The sequence below is a fragment of the Streptomyces sp. NPDC001781 genome (genome assembly GCF_053596035.1).
This window is the reverse complement of sequence record NZ_JBSFFI010000015.1, coordinates 93,155-108,527: the sequence shown is the minus strand read 5'-3', so window position 1 is coordinate 108,527 and position 15,373 is coordinate 93,155. Positions and strand designations below refer to the sequence as shown.

General features: G+C 72.5%; 17 protein-coding genes. 4 read left to right on the top strand and 13 right to left on the bottom strand.

Annotation, left to right across the window (positions count from 1 at the left end):
• Positions 1–56 precede the first annotated feature (56 nt).
• The 4 genes from ACWCV3_RS16450 to ACWCV3_RS16435 all read right to left on the bottom strand — a co-directional run bounded on the left by ACWCV3_RS16450 (position 57) and on the right by ACWCV3_RS16435 (position 2,938).
• Positions 57–1,100, bottom strand: a complete 1,044-nt coding sequence (locus ACWCV3_RS16450) for an NUDIX domain-containing protein (RefSeq protein ID WP_451223699.1) — start codon at positions 1,098–1,100, stop codon at positions 57–59.
• Between the two features lie 143 nt (positions 1,101–1,243).
• A complete protein-coding gene (locus ACWCV3_RS16445) occupies positions 1,244–1,432 on the bottom strand; it encodes a hypothetical protein (RefSeq protein ID WP_451223696.1) in 189 nt (62 codons plus the stop codon).
• A gap of 188 nt (positions 1,433–1,620) precedes the next feature.
• Positions 1,621–1,974, bottom strand: coding sequence for a hypothetical protein (locus ACWCV3_RS16440; RefSeq protein WP_451223694.1), 354 nt, complete (start codon positions 1,972–1,974; stop codon positions 1,621–1,623).
• A gap of 10 nt (positions 1,975–1,984) precedes the next feature.
• Complete coding sequence (locus tag ACWCV3_RS16435) at positions 1,985–2,938, bottom strand: ROK family protein (RefSeq protein WP_451223691.1); 954 nt, start codon at positions 2,936–2,938, stop codon at positions 1,985–1,987.
• 215 nt (positions 2,939–3,153) lie between these two features.
• Here ACWCV3_RS16435 and ACWCV3_RS16430 point away from each other — a divergent pair, with 215 nt between their 5' ends.
• Positions 3,154–4,203, top strand: coding sequence for a LacI family DNA-binding transcriptional regulator (locus tag ACWCV3_RS16430; RefSeq protein ID WP_451223688.1), 1,050 nt, complete (start codon positions 3,154–3,156; stop codon positions 4,201–4,203).
• A gap of 5 nt (positions 4,204–4,208) precedes the next feature.
• Here the strand turns inward: ACWCV3_RS16430 and ACWCV3_RS16425 are convergent, their stop codons facing one another.
• The 5 genes from ACWCV3_RS16425 to ACWCV3_RS16405 form a co-directional block, all read right to left on the bottom strand.
• On the bottom strand, positions 4,209–5,471 hold the full coding sequence (locus ACWCV3_RS16425; protein WP_451223686.1) for a DUF6986 family protein: 1,263 nt from the start codon (positions 5,469–5,471) through the stop codon (positions 4,209–4,211).
• A 474-nt stretch (positions 5,472–5,945) separates the two neighbouring features.
• Entirely contained in the window at positions 5,946–6,908 is a 963-nt protein-coding gene (locus ACWCV3_RS16420; RefSeq protein ID WP_451223684.1) for an electron transfer flavoprotein subunit alpha/FixB family protein, read from the bottom strand.
• Between the two features lie 54 nt (positions 6,909–6,962).
• Positions 6,963–7,748 carry an electron transfer flavoprotein subunit beta/FixA family protein gene (locus ACWCV3_RS16415; protein WP_451223682.1) on the bottom strand — a complete coding sequence of 262 codons (786 nt, stop codon included), beginning with the start codon at positions 7,746–7,748 and terminating at the stop codon, positions 6,963–6,965.
• Positions 7,749–7,968: 220 nt separating this feature from the next.
• Positions 7,969–8,478, bottom strand: a complete 510-nt coding sequence (locus ACWCV3_RS16410) for a flavin reductase family protein (protein ID WP_451223680.1) — start codon at positions 8,476–8,478, stop codon at positions 7,969–7,971.
• Positions 8,479–8,673: 195 nt separating this feature from the next.
• Positions 8,674–9,078, bottom strand: a complete 405-nt coding sequence (locus ACWCV3_RS16405) for a TlpA family protein disulfide reductase (protein WP_451223847.1) — start codon at positions 9,076–9,078, stop codon at positions 8,674–8,676.
• Positions 9,079–9,282: 204 nt separating this feature from the next.
• Between ACWCV3_RS16405 and ACWCV3_RS16400 the strand changes: the two genes are divergently transcribed.
• The gene (locus ACWCV3_RS16400; RefSeq protein ID WP_451223678.1) at positions 9,283–10,011 is read left to right on the top strand and encodes a lysophospholipid acyltransferase family protein; all 729 of its coding nucleotides are present in this window, start codon (positions 9,283–9,285) and stop codon (positions 10,009–10,011) included.
• A 66-nt stretch (positions 10,012–10,077) separates the two neighbouring features.
• On the opposite strand, the gene ACWCV3_RS16395 is transcribed toward ACWCV3_RS16400, so the two are convergent.
• Genes ACWCV3_RS16395 through ACWCV3_RS16385 form a run of 3 tightly spaced genes read right to left on the bottom strand, consistent with a single transcriptional unit; the run spans position 10,078 to position 13,330 of the window.
• Positions 10,078–11,148: a threonine aldolase family protein gene (locus ACWCV3_RS16395; protein WP_030803682.1), complete on the bottom strand. Its 1,071-nt coding sequence runs from the start codon at positions 11,146–11,148 to the stop codon at positions 10,078–10,080.
• A complete protein-coding gene (locus ACWCV3_RS16390) occupies positions 11,145–11,891 on the bottom strand; it encodes an SDR family NAD(P)-dependent oxidoreductase (RefSeq protein WP_451223676.1) in 747 nt (248 codons plus the stop codon). The genes ACWCV3_RS16395 and ACWCV3_RS16390 overlap by 4 nt, the downstream gene beginning before the upstream one ends.
• Before the next feature lie 41 nt (positions 11,892–11,932).
• On the bottom strand, positions 11,933–13,330 hold the full coding sequence (locus ACWCV3_RS16385; RefSeq protein ID WP_451223674.1) for a DUF6421 family protein: 1,398 nt from the start codon (positions 13,328–13,330) through the stop codon (positions 11,933–11,935).
• Between the two features lie 342 nt (positions 13,331–13,672).
• Between ACWCV3_RS16385 and ACWCV3_RS16380 the strand changes: the two genes are divergently transcribed.
• Positions 13,673–14,356, top strand: a complete 684-nt coding sequence (locus tag ACWCV3_RS16380; RefSeq protein ID WP_451223672.1) for a glycerophosphodiester phosphodiesterase — start codon at positions 13,673–13,675, stop codon at positions 14,354–14,356.
• Between the two features lie 12 nt (positions 14,357–14,368).
• Here the strand turns inward: ACWCV3_RS16380 and ACWCV3_RS16375 are convergent, their stop codons facing one another.
• Positions 14,369–14,905: a GNAT family N-acetyltransferase gene (locus ACWCV3_RS16375; RefSeq protein ID WP_451223670.1), complete on the bottom strand. Its 537-nt coding sequence runs from the start codon at positions 14,903–14,905 to the stop codon at positions 14,369–14,371.
• A gap of 67 nt (positions 14,906–14,972) precedes the next feature.
• On the opposite strand from ACWCV3_RS16375, the gene ACWCV3_RS16370 reads away from it, so the two are divergent.
• Positions 14,973–15,365 (top strand): VOC family protein, encoded by a 393-nt coding sequence (locus ACWCV3_RS16370; protein ID WP_451223668.1) that lies wholly within the window; start codon positions 14,973–14,975, stop codon positions 15,363–15,365.
• Positions 15,366–15,373: the final 8 nt, after the last annotated feature.

Here is a 15,373-nt window from a genome sequence, read left to right as displayed (position 1 = left end):
GTCCTTCTTCCGGATCAGCCCGCGCGCCCGGCGTGATCCGAACGAGAGGCCCTGGTTCAGCCGACCGGTACGCCCGCCTCCAGGTAAAGCGCGGAGCCGCGCTCGCGGGCTCTGAGAGCCCAGCGGAGGCGTTCGTAGCGCACCGGGGGAAGCATGCCGGCGGCCTCACGTTCGGTGGCGAAGCGCCAGGCGCGCAGCTCCGGGCCGGGCAGCAGGACCCGGGCGGCCTCGTCGGGGCCGAGCCGGCCGCCGTCGAAGAGCAGACGCAGTCCGCCGTGGCCGGGCGGGACGGGCCGCTCCCAGTCGACCACCAGCAGCCGGGGCACCTCCCGCAGCCGTATCCCGATCTCCTCGGCGACCTCCCGCATTCCGGCGCGGGCCGGGGCCTCCCCCCGCTCGACCACCCCGCCGGGAAACTCCCATCCCGGCTTGTAGGTCGGGTCGACCAGCAGCACCCGGTCATGCGCGTCGAAGAGCAGCACCCCGGCGGCCAGGGTCTCCCCGGTCGGTTCGGGCGTCTGCACGATCTCGCACGGCCGGGCCGCCCCGCTCCCCACGGCCTCGGTGATCCGCACGGCGCTCTGGTGGGGCGTGAGCCGGCTGGTGTCGACCGGGTACGCGTCGGCGGTGAGCCAGGACGCGAGAGCGGCGCGGTAGGGCCCGATGTGGTCGTAGGCCCACTGCCGCCCGCGGTTCCCGGCGTCGGGCACGCCGGGCGACGGCTCACGTGCGGCGATACGCTGGCGCAAAATCGTTTCGGCCGGTGTGAGCAGCAGATGGCGGACGGAGATCCGGCGGGCTGCGAGGCCGCCGAAGATCTCGTCGCGGTACTCCTGGCGCAGCAGGGTCATGGGGACCACCAGGGTTCCGCCCAGCTCGGCGAGGAGCGCGGCGGCGGTGTCGGTCACCAGGCGGCGCCAGATGGGCAGGTCCTGGAAGTCGTCGACCTCGGCGAGGCGCTTGTCCGGCAGCAGGCGCGGGAGCGCCGCGCCGATCAGCTCGGGGTCGAAGAGCGTGCTGTTCGGGATCAGTTCGATCAGTTCCCGTGCGGTGGCGGTCTTGCCCGCACCGAACGCGCCGTTGATCCAGACGACGGTCACGGTTCCCCCTCTTCTGTTGGCCCCCTGGGGCTTGCCCGTTCCACCCTGTCACGGAAACCACGCGCAGTTGAGGGCGCACAGCACGGTGCCGGGGCTCCTGAGACAGGGGCCCCGGCACCGTGGGAGACGGTCGGTTCCGGCCCTTACCGGCCGAGCGCGTCCTCGTCCACGTCGAAGCTGTCCTGGCTCACGATGTGGTCGACGGTGCTCAGGGTGTCGTCCACCTTGAGATCGCCGAGCCCGGCGTTCTCGGCGGCGTGCGACGGGGTGAGGGCGGCCACCACGAACCCGGTGGCGAGACTGGCGATGGCGAGCATGCTGCGCTTCTTCATGCCGTGATCAACTGCCGGACGGCCCCATGGGTCACGCTGTACGGGTTTCGGCCGGCCGGACCAGCAGGATCGAACGTGTCCGTCTCCCGCTCTTCCGGCAGACCCGGACACGTCCTGCCGTGATCGCGCACCGGTGCCCCTTCCTGTCCGCCGCGAGCCGGAGGAACGCCGACGACGCGTCACGCTCGTCACCGCGCGCCACGCATCCGAGCAGCCGCCCTGTTCCCGACGGCGCAGCCGAGCGCGGGCGGCATCGCCGCCACGGCGGACAGGGCCGCGGTCAGCGGGCGGGGGCCGGTGGAGCGGGACACCGGCGGCGGGAAGGACACGGCGGGCGACGGCGCCCCGCTCACCATCGGCACCACGGTGTACGCCAGGAGGCTCGGGACGCACGCGGCCGGCGAGTTCGCGTACTGCGACGGGCGGCACCGCTCGTCGCCATCGGCGGAGGCGGGGGCGTCGGCTCCGACCACGCGGACCGGACGGACGCCCGGCCGAGCTGCTGAACCGGCCGTGGCCACGGGATCGTCCCCGCGGCCCACGCACGGCTTCTCAGACCCCGGCGGCGGCGGTGTCCGGCCTGAGGGCCAGCGCGGCCGCGGCCGCCCCGACCAGCCCCGCGTCGGTGCCCATCCGGGCGGGTACGACGGTGAGTCGTTGGACGAAGGAGAGGGTGGCGTAGTCGGCGAGCGCCCTGCGCAGCGGGGCGAAGAGCACCTCGCCCGCCTCGGCGACTCCGCCGCCTATCACCGCGATGTCGATCTCGACCAGGGTCGCGGTGGCCGCGATCCCGGCCGCGAGGGCCCGCGCGGCGCGCTCGAAGGAGGCCACGGCGACCGGGTCGCCGCGGCGGGCCGCCTGCGCGACGGCCGCGGCGGAGGTGTCGCCGTCCGGGCCGGGGAGCCAGCCGTCGGCCAGGGCGCGGCGGGCGATGTTGGGGCCGCTGGCCAGGCCTTCCACACAGCCGCGCGCACCGCACGGGCAGGGTTCGCCGTCCAGGTCGACGCTGATGTGGCCGATGTGCCCCGCGTTGCCGGTGGGGCCGGGGTGCAGTCGGCCGCCGAGGACCAGCCCGCCGCCCACACCGGTGGAGACGACCATGCACAGGGCGTTGTCGTGGCCGCGCGCGGCGCCCTGCCAGTGTTCGGCGGCGGCGATCGCGACCCCGTCCCCGATCAGTTGGACCGGCAGGCCGCCGGTGGCCGCGCGTACCCGCTCGACCAGCGGGAAGCCGCGCCAGCCCGGCACGTTGACCGGGCTCACGGTGCCCGCCGAGGCGTCCACCGGGCCGGCGCTGCCGATGCCGAGCACGCAGGCGCTTCCCCACAGCGGCGAGGCCGCGAGATCGCCGAGCACCTGCTCGACGGCCTGCATGACCGTTTCACCATCCTGTCGCGCGGGCGTCGCGCGCTGGGTGCGCGCCTGGATCCGGCCGTGGCCGTCCACCAGCGCACCGGCGATCTTGGTACCACCGATGTCCAGGGCCGCCACGAGGTCGGTGTGCATCTGAGTCTGGTCTCCCCGTCGAGCCGTGGATGGTGATCCGGTGGGCCTTCCGGCCCGGTCGCGGTGGGGGCGCGGGCCGGGACGGCGGTGGACAGTCTCTCGCGCACCTGACAACGTTGTCCAGGCTCTATGCTCGACGACACACGCTTGTACCGGCCTTTGATCGCCCGCACCACCCCGCGTCATCCCCGGACCACAGGACAGGACACCGCACCGTGCCCGAGACCACCCGCCGAGCAGACCGCGCCACCGGCAGCCGTTACGGCAACCGGCCCACCATGAAGGACGTCGCCGCCCGGGCCGGGGTCGGCCTGAAGACGGTGTCCCGCGTGGTCAACGGCGAGCCGGGGGTCACGCCGGACACCGAACGGCGGGTGCGGGAGGCGATCGAGGCGCTGGGCTTCCGCCGCAACGACAGCGCGCGGGTACTGCGCAAGGGCCGTACCGCCAGCATCGGCCTGGTGCTGGAGGACCTCGCGGACCCGTTCTACGGGCCGCTCAGCCGCGCCGTCGAGGAGGTGGCCCGCGCGCACGGGGCGTTGCTGATCAACGGGTCCAGCGCGGAGGACCCGGAGCGGGAGCAGGAGTTGGCGCTCGCGCTGTGCGCGCGGCGTGTGGACGGTCTGGTCGTGATCCCTGCCGGGGGTGACCACCGCTATCTGGAGCCGGAGATCCGGGCGGGCGTGGCCACGGTGTTCGTGGATCGGCCGGCCGGGGGCATCGACGCGGACGTGGTCCTCTCGGACAACTTCGGCGGCGCGCGTGACGGGGTGGCGCACCTGATCGCGCACGGCCACCGCAGGATCGGCTTCATCGGCGACATGCCCCGCATCCACACGGCCGCCGAGCGGCTGCGCGGCTACCGGGCGGCGATGGGGGACGCCGGGATACCGGTCGCGGAGAACTGGATGTCGCTGGGGGCGACCGATCCGGAGCGGGTGCGGCGGGCCACGGAGGAGATGCTCGCCGGGCCCGAACCGGTCACCGCCGTCTTCACCGGCAACAACCGGGTGACGGTCACCGTGATCCGGGTCCTGGCCGGGCACGACCGCCCCGTCGCCCTGGTCGGGTTCGACGACTTCGAGCTGGCCGACCTGCTCCAGCCGGGCGTGACGGTGGTCGCGCAGGACGCGGCCACCCTCGGCCGCACCGCCGCCGACCGCCTCTTCCAGCGCCTCGACGGCGCCTCCGGCACCCCGGAACGCCTCGAACTGCCGACCCGCCTGATCACGCGGGGCTCGGGCGAACTGCCCCCGGCCGGCTGAGGGCGCTACCGGGGCCGGAGGGCCGCCAGGTTCTCCAGCCCGGCCCGGCTCAGTCCGCTCGCGGCCGCCACCTCCGCACTGTCCAGGGCGCCGCAGCGCAGGCCCCGGAGCAGGTAGCCGCTCAGCGCCCTCGCCGTGGCGGGCTCGTCCAGCACGTCGCCCCGGGCGTGGGCGGTGTAGGCGGCGAGACGGGCCGCCGCCTGGGCGAAGCCCTCGCGGTAGAAGGCGAAGACGGCCGCGTACCGGGTCGGCAGATGGCCGGGATGCATGTCCCAGCCCTGGTGGTAGGCGCGGGCCAGGGCACGGCGGGTGAGCCGGTAGTGGAGCCGCCAGGCGTCGTGGACCCGCGCGGTCGGGCCGACCGGCAGCACGTTGGTGGAGCCGTCCGAGACGCGCACGCCGGTCCCGGCGGCGGCCACCTGCATCACCGCCTTGGCGTGGTCGGCGGCGGGGTGGTCGGGCGCCTGGTGGGCGGCGGAGACACCGAGGGCGGCGCTGTAGTCGAAGGTGCCGTAGTGCAGTCCGGTGGCACGGCCTTCGGACGCCTGGATCATGCGGGCGACGGTGGCGGTGCCGTCGGTGGCGAGGATCGCCTGGCTGGTCTCGATCTGGATCTCGAAGCCGAGCCGCCCGGACGTGAGTCCGTGCGCCCGCTCGAAGGCGTCCAGCACCCGGGCGAACGCCGCGACCTGCTCGGCGTACGTCACCTTCGGCAGCGTCAGGTTCAGCCCTTCGGGCAGCCGGCCGGCCGCCATCAGCCCGGTGAGGAAGACGTCGAGGGTACGGACGCCCCGCTCGCGCACCCCCGCCTCCATGCACTTCACCCGCACCCCGAGGTACGGGGGCGCGTCCTTCGCGAGCAGCCGGGCGGCGCGGGCGGCGTCCTCGTCCTCCTCGGCGTCCGGCCGGTGCCCGTACCCGTCCTCGAAGTCGACCCGCAGGTCTTCCACGGGCTCGTGCTCCAGCTTGGCCCGGACCCGCTCGTACACCGGCCCGGCGAGTTTCTCCTCCAGCCCGAGCACGGCACCGAACGAGCCCGCGTCCGGCGCGTGTTCGTCGAGCGCGGCCAGGGCACGGTCGCCCCACTCGCGCACGGTGCCCGCCCCGAACGCGTCGCCGGGCACGTACACGGTGTGCACGGGCTGACGGGTGCCGGGATCGCCGGGGTACCGGAGCGCCAACTCCGCGTCGACGGGCGCGAGAAGTCCGTCGACCTCCTTGCCGACCTCCGCGCCGAGGCTGGTCCTCACCTGCTCCTGCCGACTCATCCCACACCCTCCGGCGTCCGCGGTACGGCCTCGTCGAGCCCTCGGGGGACGGTATCGAGGGCGATTCCGGCAGGTCAACAACACCCCGGGACGCCCCTGGGGGGAGCACGCGTCGATCGCTCCTGCGCCGAGACGGTGCCAGGGTCCGGTGACCGGCCCGGCGTCACGGCATGATCTCCACGAAAGCGATCGCATCGGACATCGTCCGCGGCGCGCCGCTCCTCGCCCGTCGCGGCCGCCGCCCTCGGTCTGCTATGGGGCGTCACCCACCTGCACGACCGGCTCGGCGCACGGTTCGCGGTGAGCGGACCGGCGTCCGGGTGCTGCCCGTGGCCCCGCCGGCGTGGGTCGGCGGGGCGGTGTCCGCGGTGGCGTGGGTGCATCGGCTCTGAACCCCGGTCGCCGCTCCGGATCCGGAACAGGGCGAGGCCCCGGAACCGTGCGGGTTCCGGGGCCTCGTCCAGCGTCGGAGGGTCAGCCCTTGCGGGTCTTGACTTCCTCGGTGAGCTGGGGGACGACCTCGAAGAGGTCGCCGACCACGCCGTAGTCGACCAGGTCGAAGATCGGGGCCTCGGGGTCCTTGTTGACCGCGACGATCGTCTTCGAGGTCTGCATGCCGGCGCGGTGCTGGATCGCACCGGAGATGCCGTTGGCGATGTAGAGCTGCGGCGAGACCGACTTGCCGGTCTGGCCGACCTGGTTGGTGTGCGGGTACCAGCCGGCGTCCACGGCGGCACGCGAGGCGCCGACTGCGGCACCGAGCGAGTCGGCGAGGGCCTCGATCAGCGCGAAGTTGTCCGCGCCGTTGACGCCACGGCCACCGGAGACCACGATCGCGGCCTCGGTCAGCTCCGGGCGGCCGGTGGACTCGCGCGGGGTACGGCCGGTGACCTTGGTGCCGGTCGCCTTGTCGGAGAAGGACACCGACAGGGCCTCGGCAGCGCCGGCGGCCGGGGCGGCCTCCACGGCGGCCGAGTTCGGCTTGACCGTGATGACCGGGGTGCCCTTGGTGACCCGGGACTTGGTGGTGTACGACGCGGCGAACGCCGACTGGGTGGCGACGGGGCCCTCGGCCCCGGCCTCCAGGTCGACGGCGTCGGTGATCAGACCGGAGCCGATGCGCAGCGCCAGACGGGCGGCGATCTCCTTGCCCTCGGCGGAGGACGGGACCAGCACGGCGGCCGGGGAGACGGCCTCGACGGCGGCCTGGAGCGCGTCGACCTTGGGGACGACCAGGTAGTCGGCGTACTCGGACGCGTCGTCGGTGAGTACCTTCACCGCGCCGTGCTCGGCGAGGGCGGCGACGGTGTCGGCGGCGCCGTTGCCCAGGGCGACGGCGACGGGCTCGCCGATGCGGCGGGCCAGCGTCAGCAGCTCCAGGGTGGGCTTGCGGACGGCACCGTCCACGTGGTCGACGTAGACGAGGACTTCAGCCATGGGATTGCTCTCCTGCGTAACGAAGTTGAGGGGCGGTCGGCGGGGTGCGGGGCCTCAGATGAACTTCTGGCCCGCGAGGTACTCGGCGAGCTGCTTGCCGCCCTCGCCCTCGTCCTTGACGATCGTGCCCGCGGTGCGCGCCGGGCGCTCGTTCGCGGCCTCGACCTTGGTCCACGCGCCCTCGAGACCGACCTCATCCGCCTCGATGCCGAGGTCGGACAGGTCCCAGGACTCCACCGGCTTCTTCTTGGCCGCCATGATGCCCTTGAACGACGGGTAACGCGCCTCGCCCGACTGGTCCGTCACGGAGACCACGGCCGGCAGGGATGCCTCGAGCTGCTCGGAGGCGGCGTCGCCGTCGCGGCGGCCCTTGACGGTGCCGTCCTCGACCGAGACCTCGGAGAGCAGCGTCACCTGCGGCACACCCAGACGCTCGGCGACCAGCGCCGGAACGACACCCATGGTGCCGTCGGTGGAGGCCATGCCGGAGATCACCAGGTCGTAACCGGCCTTCTCGATGGCCTTGGCCAGCACCAGCGAGGTGCCCAGGGCGTCGGTGCCGTGCAGGTCGTCGTCCTCGACGTGGATCGCCTTGTCGGCACCCATCGAGAGGGCCTTGCGCAGCGCGTCCTTCGCGTCCTCGGGGCCGACGGTCAGCACGGTGACCTCGGCGTCGTCCGCGTCCTCCGCGATCTGCAGGGCCTGCTCAACCGCGTACTCGTCGAGTTCGGAGAGCAGACCGTCCACGTCGTCGCGGTCGACGGTCAGGTCATCGGCGAAGTGCCGGTCGCCAGTGGCGTCGGGCACGTACTTCACAGTGACAACGATCCTCAAGCTCACGCCGGCTCTCCTACTGCATCGTCTTTTCCGGGCTGCCTCTTGAAGTGCAGCATAGGCGCCCCAAGCGGCCGATCGCGGTCGGGGCGTCCGCGCGCTCCGACCGAAATATTACTCGCCAGTACACCGAGTTCCTGCCCGCTAAGCAAGCGCTTTGAACTGTGACCTTCGCAACGCAGCGTAACCGGAACTCGACGGCCCCTCCGAGCCGGGCCCAACCCGCTCAGTCCCGCAGGGCGTTGAAGCGTCCCTGGTGGTAGAGCAGCGGACGACCGTCGCCGCTGGGGTCGCCGAGCAGCACCTCGGCGAGCACGATCCGGTGGTCCCCTGCCGGTACCCGGCTCACGATCCGGCACACCAGCCAGGCGAGGACGCCGTCCAGCACCGGCACGCCGCCGGGCCCCTCGCGCCACGCCGTGTCCGCCCCGAAGCGGTCCGCGCCGCTGCGGGCGAAGGTGGCGGCGAGGTCGCTCTGGTGCTCGGCGAGCAGATGCACGCCGACGTGGTCGGTGCGCTCGACGGCAGGCCAGCTCGACCCGCCGGTGCCTATGCCGAAGGAGATCATCGGGGGCTCGGCCGAGACGGAGCTGAGCGAGGTGGCGGTGAAGCCGACCGGGCCGCGCGCGCCGCGCGCGGTGATCACGGCGACACCGGCCGCGTGCCGGCGGAAGACGGAACGCAGCAGGTCCGGCGAGGCGGGCTGACGGGAACCGAGGCCGGGGGTGGCCGTCATGGGGTCGTCCTTCTGCTGACGGGGGCGAGCTGGTGGGGTCCGGTGCTGTTCAACGGCCCCGGCAGCGGGCGCTTCCGAGGCGGGCCGGGCCGCTGGGGACGGCCGGTCCGGCGAGAAGGTGTTCGATCGGCACCGGTCCAGGCTGTCGACAGACGACGGGCGCAGTCAAGTCGCCGCCGGAGCGCCCGGGAGCCCTCAGTCACCGTGGCGCCCGTCGACGGCCTCGCCCAGCGCGGCGATGACGTCGGCCCTGCGTGGCTGCCCCTGGGCGCGCCGCACGACCGCGCCGTGCGCGTCGAGGACGAGCACGGTGGGGGTCTTCACGATGCCGAGTTCGCGGACGAGTCCCAGCCGGGTCTCCGCGTCGATCTCGACGTGGGCGACGCCGGGCACCATCCGGGCGACCTCGGCCAGGACGCGCCGGGTGGCCCGGCAGGGCGCGCAGAACGCGGAGGAGAACTGCACGAGGGTGGCCCGCTCCCCCGGCTCACCGCCCAGTTCGGCCGCCGTCAGCCGCCGTGCGTCGTTGGCCCCGCGCACCCGTGTCCTCCGCTCCGCCGCCCGTGCGGCCCCGCTCGTCCGATCCGTCCTCAACACCAGCACATCGAGGGCCGAATGGATTCCCCGCCTCCGAAAGAGTGGGTGAAGGGCGGACGTGACGAGGATCTCGCCGCCACCGGGCACCAGGACTGGTCACCCGCCCGTTCTTGGGGCACGATCTGCGAGTGCCGTAAACCTACGGCTCCGTAACTTCCCGCCGGGAGCCCCCTTTCCCGAGCAGAGCAGAAAGGGACCACCCCGCTTATGGCAGAGCTGGTCTACCGTCCCGTCGTCGGTCTCGCCAGGACGATGTTCAAGGTCTGGGACCTCAAGATCGACTGCCAGGGGTCGGAGAACATCCCGCGCACCGGCGGCGCCGTGCTGGTGAGCAACCACATCAGCTACCTGGACTTCATCTTCAACGGCCTGGCCGCACTGCCGCAGAAGCGCCTGGTGCGGTTCATGGCCAAGGAGTCGGTGTTCCGGCACAAGGTCTCGGGTCCGCTGATGCGCGGCATGAAGCACATCCCGGTCGACCGCGAGCAGGGCGAGACGGCGTACGCGCACGCCTTGGCGTCGCTGCGCGCCGGGGAGATCGTCGGGGTCTTCCCCGAGGCGACGATCTCGCAGTCCTTCACGCTGAAGGGCTTCAAGTCCGGTGCCGCGCGCCTGGCCCAGGAGGCGGGCGTCCCGCTGGTACCGATGGCGCTGTGGGGCACCCAGCGGCTGTGGACGAAGGGCCACCCGCGCAACTTCAAGCGCAGCCACACCCCGATCACCTTGCGCGTCGGCGAGGCGCTGGAGGCGCCGCGCGACCAGTACGCGGGCGCGATCACCCGCCGGCTGCGCGAGCGCGTCCAGGAACTGCTGGAGGCCGCCCAGCGCGCCTACCCGGCCCGCCCGAAGGACGCCGGGGACTCCTGGTGGCTCCCCGCCCATCTGGGCGGCACGGCCCCGACGAACGAGCAGTTGCGCACCGCTCAGGCCCACTGAGACGACGGCGGCCCGGCCGGACGATTCCCCGTCCGGCCGGGCCGTTCCCGTGTGCGGGGTGGACCCTCAGCGGGCCATCTCCTCCTTGAGTGCCGCCACGAAGGTGTCGACGTCGTCCTCGGTGGTGTCGAAGGCGCACATCCAGCGGACGTCACCGGCGGCCTCGTCCCAGAAGTAGAAGCGGAACCGCTTCTGCAGCCGGACGCTGACGTCGTGCGGGAGCCGGGCGAAGACACCGTTGGCCTGCACCGGGTGCAGGATCTCCACGCCGTGCACGGCCCGGACGCCCTCGGCGAGCCGCTGGGCCATCTCGTTGGCGTGCCGGGCGTTGCGCAGCCAGAGGTCCTTGGCGAACAGGGCCTCCAACTGCACCGAGACGAAGCGCATCTTGGACGCGAGCTGCATGGACAGCTTGCGCAGGTGCTTCATGTGCGAGACCGCGTCCTGGTTGATGACGACGACCGCCTCGCCGAACAGGGCACCGTTCTTCGTCCCGCCCATCGAGAGGATGTCGACGCCGACCGCGTTGGTGAACGCCCGCATGGGGACGTTCAGGGAGGCGGCGGCGTTGGATATCCGCGAACCGTCCAGGTGCACCTTCATGCCGTGCGCGTGGGCGTGTTCGCAGATCGCGCGGATCTCGTCGGGCGTGTAGAGCGTGCCCAGCTCGGTGGACTGGGTGATCGAGACGACCTGGGGCATCGCCCGGTGCTCGTCGTCCCAGCCGAACGCCTGCCGGTCGATCAGCTCGGGCGTGAGCTTGCCGTCCGGGGTGGGCACGGTGAGCAGCTTCAGCCCGCCCATCCGCTCGGGCGCGCCGCCCTCGTCCACGTTGATGTGCGCGCTCTCGGCGCAGATCACCGCGCCCCAGCGGTCGGTGACCGCCTGGAGCGCGACGACGTTGGCCCCGGTGCCGTTGAACACCGGGAACGCCTCGGCGGTCGCCCCGAAGTGACTGCGGATGATCCGCTGGAGGTTCTCGGTGTACTCGTCCTCGCCGTACGCGACCTGGTGGCCGCCGTTGGCCAGGGCCACGGCGGCGAGCACCTCGGGGTGCGCCCCGGCGTAGTTGTCGCTGGCGAAACCGCGGACCTGCGGGTCGTGGTGGCGACGGGCGTCGGTCCTGGGAGGGTTCACGGCTTCTCGGTCAGCCACAGACGGTTTCCGTTCACTTCGGCGGCGGGCCTGCCCCAGACGCCCTCGATGGCCTCGGCCAGCTCCTTGACGTCGGTGAAGCCCGCGAACTTCGCGCCTGGACGCTCCGCGCGCATCGCGTCGTGCACCAGCGCCTTCACCACCAGGATGGCAGCCGCGGCCCGCGGGCCGTCCTCGCCCCCCGCCTTGCGGAAGCCGTCGGCCATGGCCAGCGTCCACGCCTCGGCCGCGGCCTTGGCGGCGGAGTACGCGGCGTTGCCCGCGGTCGGCCTGGACGCGCCGGCGGCGCTGATCAGCAGGTAGCGGCCGTCACCGGCGCGCTGGAGGGCGTCGTAGAAGGCCAGCGAGGTGTGCTGGACGGTGCGGACGAGCAGTCTCTCCAGCAGGTCCCAGTCGGCGAGGTCGGTGTCGTCGAACTTGGCGCCGCCGCGCCAGCCGCCGACCAGGTGCACCAGGCCGTCGACGCGGCCGAACTCCTTCTCGATGCCCGAGGCCCAGGCACGGGTGGAGTCGAGGTCGAGCAGGTCGACCGTCTCGCCGGTGACGGTCGCGCCGCCGTTGGCGTAGCGGGCCGCGTCCACGGCCTCCGCCAGCCGGGCCGGGTCGTTGTCCGCGCCGACCACGGTCGCACCCGCCTCGGCGAGCCTGACGAGAGCGGCCCGTCCGGCCGGTCCGCCCGCACCGGCGACCGCGATCACCGCGCCCCTGAGAGCCCCGTTCTGCATCGTCTTCCCTTCTCCCACTGTCTTGTCTTCCCGGACGTCGCTCACGCGGCGATCCGCTCGGCGCCGTCCGCCGTGATGCCCTTGGTCTCGGCGATCACATTCTTCAGCTTCTTGGCCAGTGCCTCGTAGAACATGCTGAGCGGAAACTCGTCCGGGAGCACGTCGTCCACCAGCTTGCGCGGCGGCAGGCCGAGGTCGAGGGCGTCGGGGCCCTTGGCCCACTTGGAGCCGGGGTGCGGGGAGAGGTAGGAGGCGACGAGCTCGTAGCCGGCGAACCAGTGGACCAGCTTGGGGCGGTCGATGCCGTCGCGGTAGAGCTGCTCGATGTCGGCGCAGAGCTGGTTGGTGACCTGCGGGGCGCGCTCCCAGTCGATGGCCAGCTTGTTGTCGGTCCAGCGGACCACGTCGTGCTTGTGCAGGTAGGCGAAGAGGAGCTGGCCGCCGAGCCCGTCGTAGTTGCGGACGCGGTCGCCGGTGACCGGGAAGCGGAACATCCGGTCGAAGAGCACCGCGTACTGCACGTCACGGGCCTGCGGGACGCCGTCCGCCTCCAGCTTCACGGCCTCCTTGAAGGCGGTGAGGTCGCAGCGCAGCTCCTCCAGGCCGTACATCCAGAACGGCTGGCGCTGCTTGATCATGAACGGGTCGAACGGCAGGTCGCCGTGGCTGTGGGTGCGGTCGTGGACCATGTCCCAGAGCACGAACGCCTCTTCGCAGCGCTTCTGGTCGTGCACCATCGCGGCGATGTCCTCGGGCAGCTCCAGGCCCAGGATGCCGACGGCGGCGTCGGTGACCCGGCGGAAGCGGGCGGCCTCGCGGTCGCAGAAGATGCCACCCCAGGAGAATCGCTCCGGCGCCTCGCGGACGGCGATGGTCTCCGGGAAGAGGACGGCGGAGTTGGTGTCGTAGCCGGCCGTGAAGTCCTCGAAGGTGATGCCGCAGAACAGCGGGTTGTCGTACCGGGTGCGCTCCAGCTCGGCCAGCCAGTCCGGCCAGACCATGCGCAGCACGACCGCCTCGAGATTGCGGTCGGGGTTGCCGTTCTGCGTGTACATCGGGAAGACGACCAGGTGCTGGAGACCGTCCGCGCGGTCGGCCGCCGGCTGGAAGGCCAGCAGCGAGTCGAGGAAGTCCGGCACCTCGAAGCCGCCGTCGGCCCAGCGGCGCAGGTCGGCCACCATCGCGCGGTGGTACGCCGCGTCGTGCGGGACGAGCGGGGAGAGCTGCTCCACCGCGTCCACTATCCGGCCCACGACCGCTTCGGCCTCGGTGCGCTCCGGGGCGCCGTCGGCGGTGAAGTCGATCGAGCCGTCCTTCGACTGCCATGGCCGGATCTGCTCCACCGCGGCCTTGAGAACGGGCCACGCCGGGTGCTCGACCACCCTGGTCAGCGAAGGAACCTGTCCCTCCGGACCGGCCTGCACAAGAATTTCCGTCATGTCCCATCCTCCACGGGAGAACCTCGCGTATGGACACCGTATGCGTACCCCGTTTTGCCGAACAAGAGGGGGCTCGGGAAATTATTCTGCCCGCCCGCATGGTCACCGATGTTTTTCCCGTCTCAAACAGTGACCACGCTCACTTTCACCGCCGGTGTCGAGCCGGTCAGGGAGGGTGGCCGGAGGGTCGGTTCCGGCCACAGAACCTCCGGCGCCGCGCCGGGCACCGCGCGATCGCCCGGGTGAGGGCATCGCCGTTAGGCTGCGAGCCAGGCGTGCGGGCGACGACGCTCCGTCGCGTCCGCGAAAGCCGATCCGCCGTCGACGGAAGCGAGTTGAACCTTGAACTTCCTTACCATCGGGCACCGCGGGGTCATGGGTGTCGAGCCCGAGAACACGCTCCGCTCCTTCGCCGCGGCCGAGCAGGCCGGGCTGGACCTGATCGAACTCGATCTGCACCTGAGCAAGGACGGTGCGCTGGTCGTCATGCACGACGCCACGGTCGACCGCACCACGGACGGCACCGGGCGGATCGCCGAGAAGACTCTCGCGGAACTGCGCGCCCTGGACGCCGGGCTCGGCGAGCGGGTGCCGGTGTTCGAAGAGGTTCTGGACGCGGTCCGGGCTCCGGTCCAGGCCGAGATCAAGGACGTGGCCGCCGCGAAGGCGCTGGCGGAGGTGGTGCTCCGGCGGGACCTGGTGTCCCGCGTGGAGGTCATCTCCTTCCACGACGAGGCGCTCGCCGAGATCTCCCGGCTGGTACCGGGGGTGCGCACCGCCGTGGTGGCCGAGCACTACGGCCCCGAGGTCGTGGACCGCGCGGTCGCGGTCGGCGCGGCGGCCCTCTGCCTGGACGTGCGCCGGCTGACGCTGGAGGTCGTGGAGAAGGCGCGCGCGGCGGGCCTGAGGGTCTTCGCCTGGGTGGTCAACACCCAGGACGAGCTGCGGCTGGTACGCGCCCTGCAACTGGACGGCGCGACCACCGACCTGCCGGACATCAAGCGCACCGGCCGCTTCACCGCGTAGCCGGCCCCGCCGTCATACGAGGGTCTTGACCAGCAGCTCGAAGCGCAGGTCGGGGCGGCGCGGGATACCGAAGCGCTCATCGCCGTACGGGAACGGGGTCGTCTCACCCGTACGGCGGTACCCCCGGCGCTCGTACCAGCCGATCAGGTCCTCGCGGACCGAGATCACCGTCATGTGCATCTCGCCGGCGCCCCAGTCGGCCCGCGCCAGCCGCTCCGCCTCCGTCATGACCGCCTTGCCGAGGCCGGCCCCCTGCAGCGTGGGGCTGACCGCGAACATGCCGAAGTAGGCGTGGGTGCCGCGGTGTTCGAGCTGGCAGCAGGCGACGATCCGGCCCTCCCGTTCCACCACGAGCAGCCTGCTGTCGGGCGTCTTGAGGACCTGGCGCACACCCTCGGGATCCGTGCGCCGACCGTCCAGGATGTCCGCCTCGGTGGTCCACCCGGCCCGGCTGGCGTCTCCCCGGTACGCCGACTCGACGAGCGCGACGAGGGCGTCCACGTCGGCGTCGGTGGCGTCGCGGAACGTCGGTCCGGTGGGGGTCTCCATGGGGTGTACTCCGATCTGGGCGCGGCTCGACGGGGACGAGCCTAGTCGGCGGCTAGGCTCCGCTCGCATGGTGCATGTACTGAGCAGCCGGACCCTCGTCCGCCCCACGGATCCCGAACGCTCCCGTGCCTTCTACGGCGACCGGCTCGGGCTCGCCGTCTACCGTGAGTTCGGGGAGGGCCCCGAGCGCGGGACCGTCTACTTCCTGGGCGGCGGCTTCCTCGAGCTCTCCGGGCGTTCGGACGTCCCCCTCGCCCCGTCGGTGCGGCTGTGGCTCCAGGTGCCGGACGCGGCGGCCACGCACGACGAGCTGCTGGCGGAGGGGGTGGAGATCGTGCGGGCGCCGGTCCGGGAGCCGTGGGGGCTGATCGAGATGTGGATCGCCGACCCGGACGGCATCCCGATCGTGCTGGTGGAGACTCCGGCGGACCATCCGCTGCGGTACCGGCCGGGGATCTGACAGGCCGG

Coding starts and splice junctions, on each gene's coding strand:
- ACWCV3_RS16370 (WP_451223668.1), top strand. CDS start 14,973: ATGGTGCATGTACTGAGCAGCCGGACCCTCGTCCGCCCCACGGATCCC.
- ACWCV3_RS16375 (WP_451223670.1), bottom strand. CDS start 14,905: ATGGAGACCCCCACCGGACCGACGTTCCGCGACGCCACCGACGCCGAC.
- ACWCV3_RS16425 (WP_451223686.1), bottom strand. CDS start 5,471: ATGAGTCGGCAGGAGCAGGTGAGGACCAGCCTCGGCGCGGAGGTCGGC.
- ACWCV3_RS16435 (WP_451223691.1), bottom strand. CDS start 2,938: ATGCACACCGACCTCGTGGCGGCCCTGGACATCGGTGGTACCAAGATC.
- ACWCV3_RS16400 (WP_451223678.1), top strand. CDS start 9,283: ATGGCAGAGCTGGTCTACCGTCCCGTCGTCGGTCTCGCCAGGACGATG.
- ACWCV3_RS16410 (WP_451223680.1), bottom strand. CDS start 8,478: ATGACGGCCACCCCCGGCCTCGGTTCCCGTCAGCCCGCCTCGCCGGAC.
- ACWCV3_RS16420 (WP_451223684.1), bottom strand. CDS start 6,908: ATGGCTGAAGTCCTCGTCTACGTCGACCACGTGGACGGTGCCGTCCGC.
- ACWCV3_RS16445 (WP_451223696.1), bottom strand. CDS start 1,432: ATGAAGAAGCGCAGCATGCTCGCCATCGCCAGTCTCGCCACCGGGTTC.
- ACWCV3_RS16390 (WP_451223676.1), bottom strand. CDS start 11,891: ATGCAGAACGGGGCTCTCAGGGGCGCGGTGATCGCGGTCGCCGGTGCG.
- ACWCV3_RS16385 (WP_451223674.1), bottom strand. CDS start 13,330: ATGACGGAAATTCTTGTGCAGGCCGGTCCGGAGGGACAGGTTCCTTCG.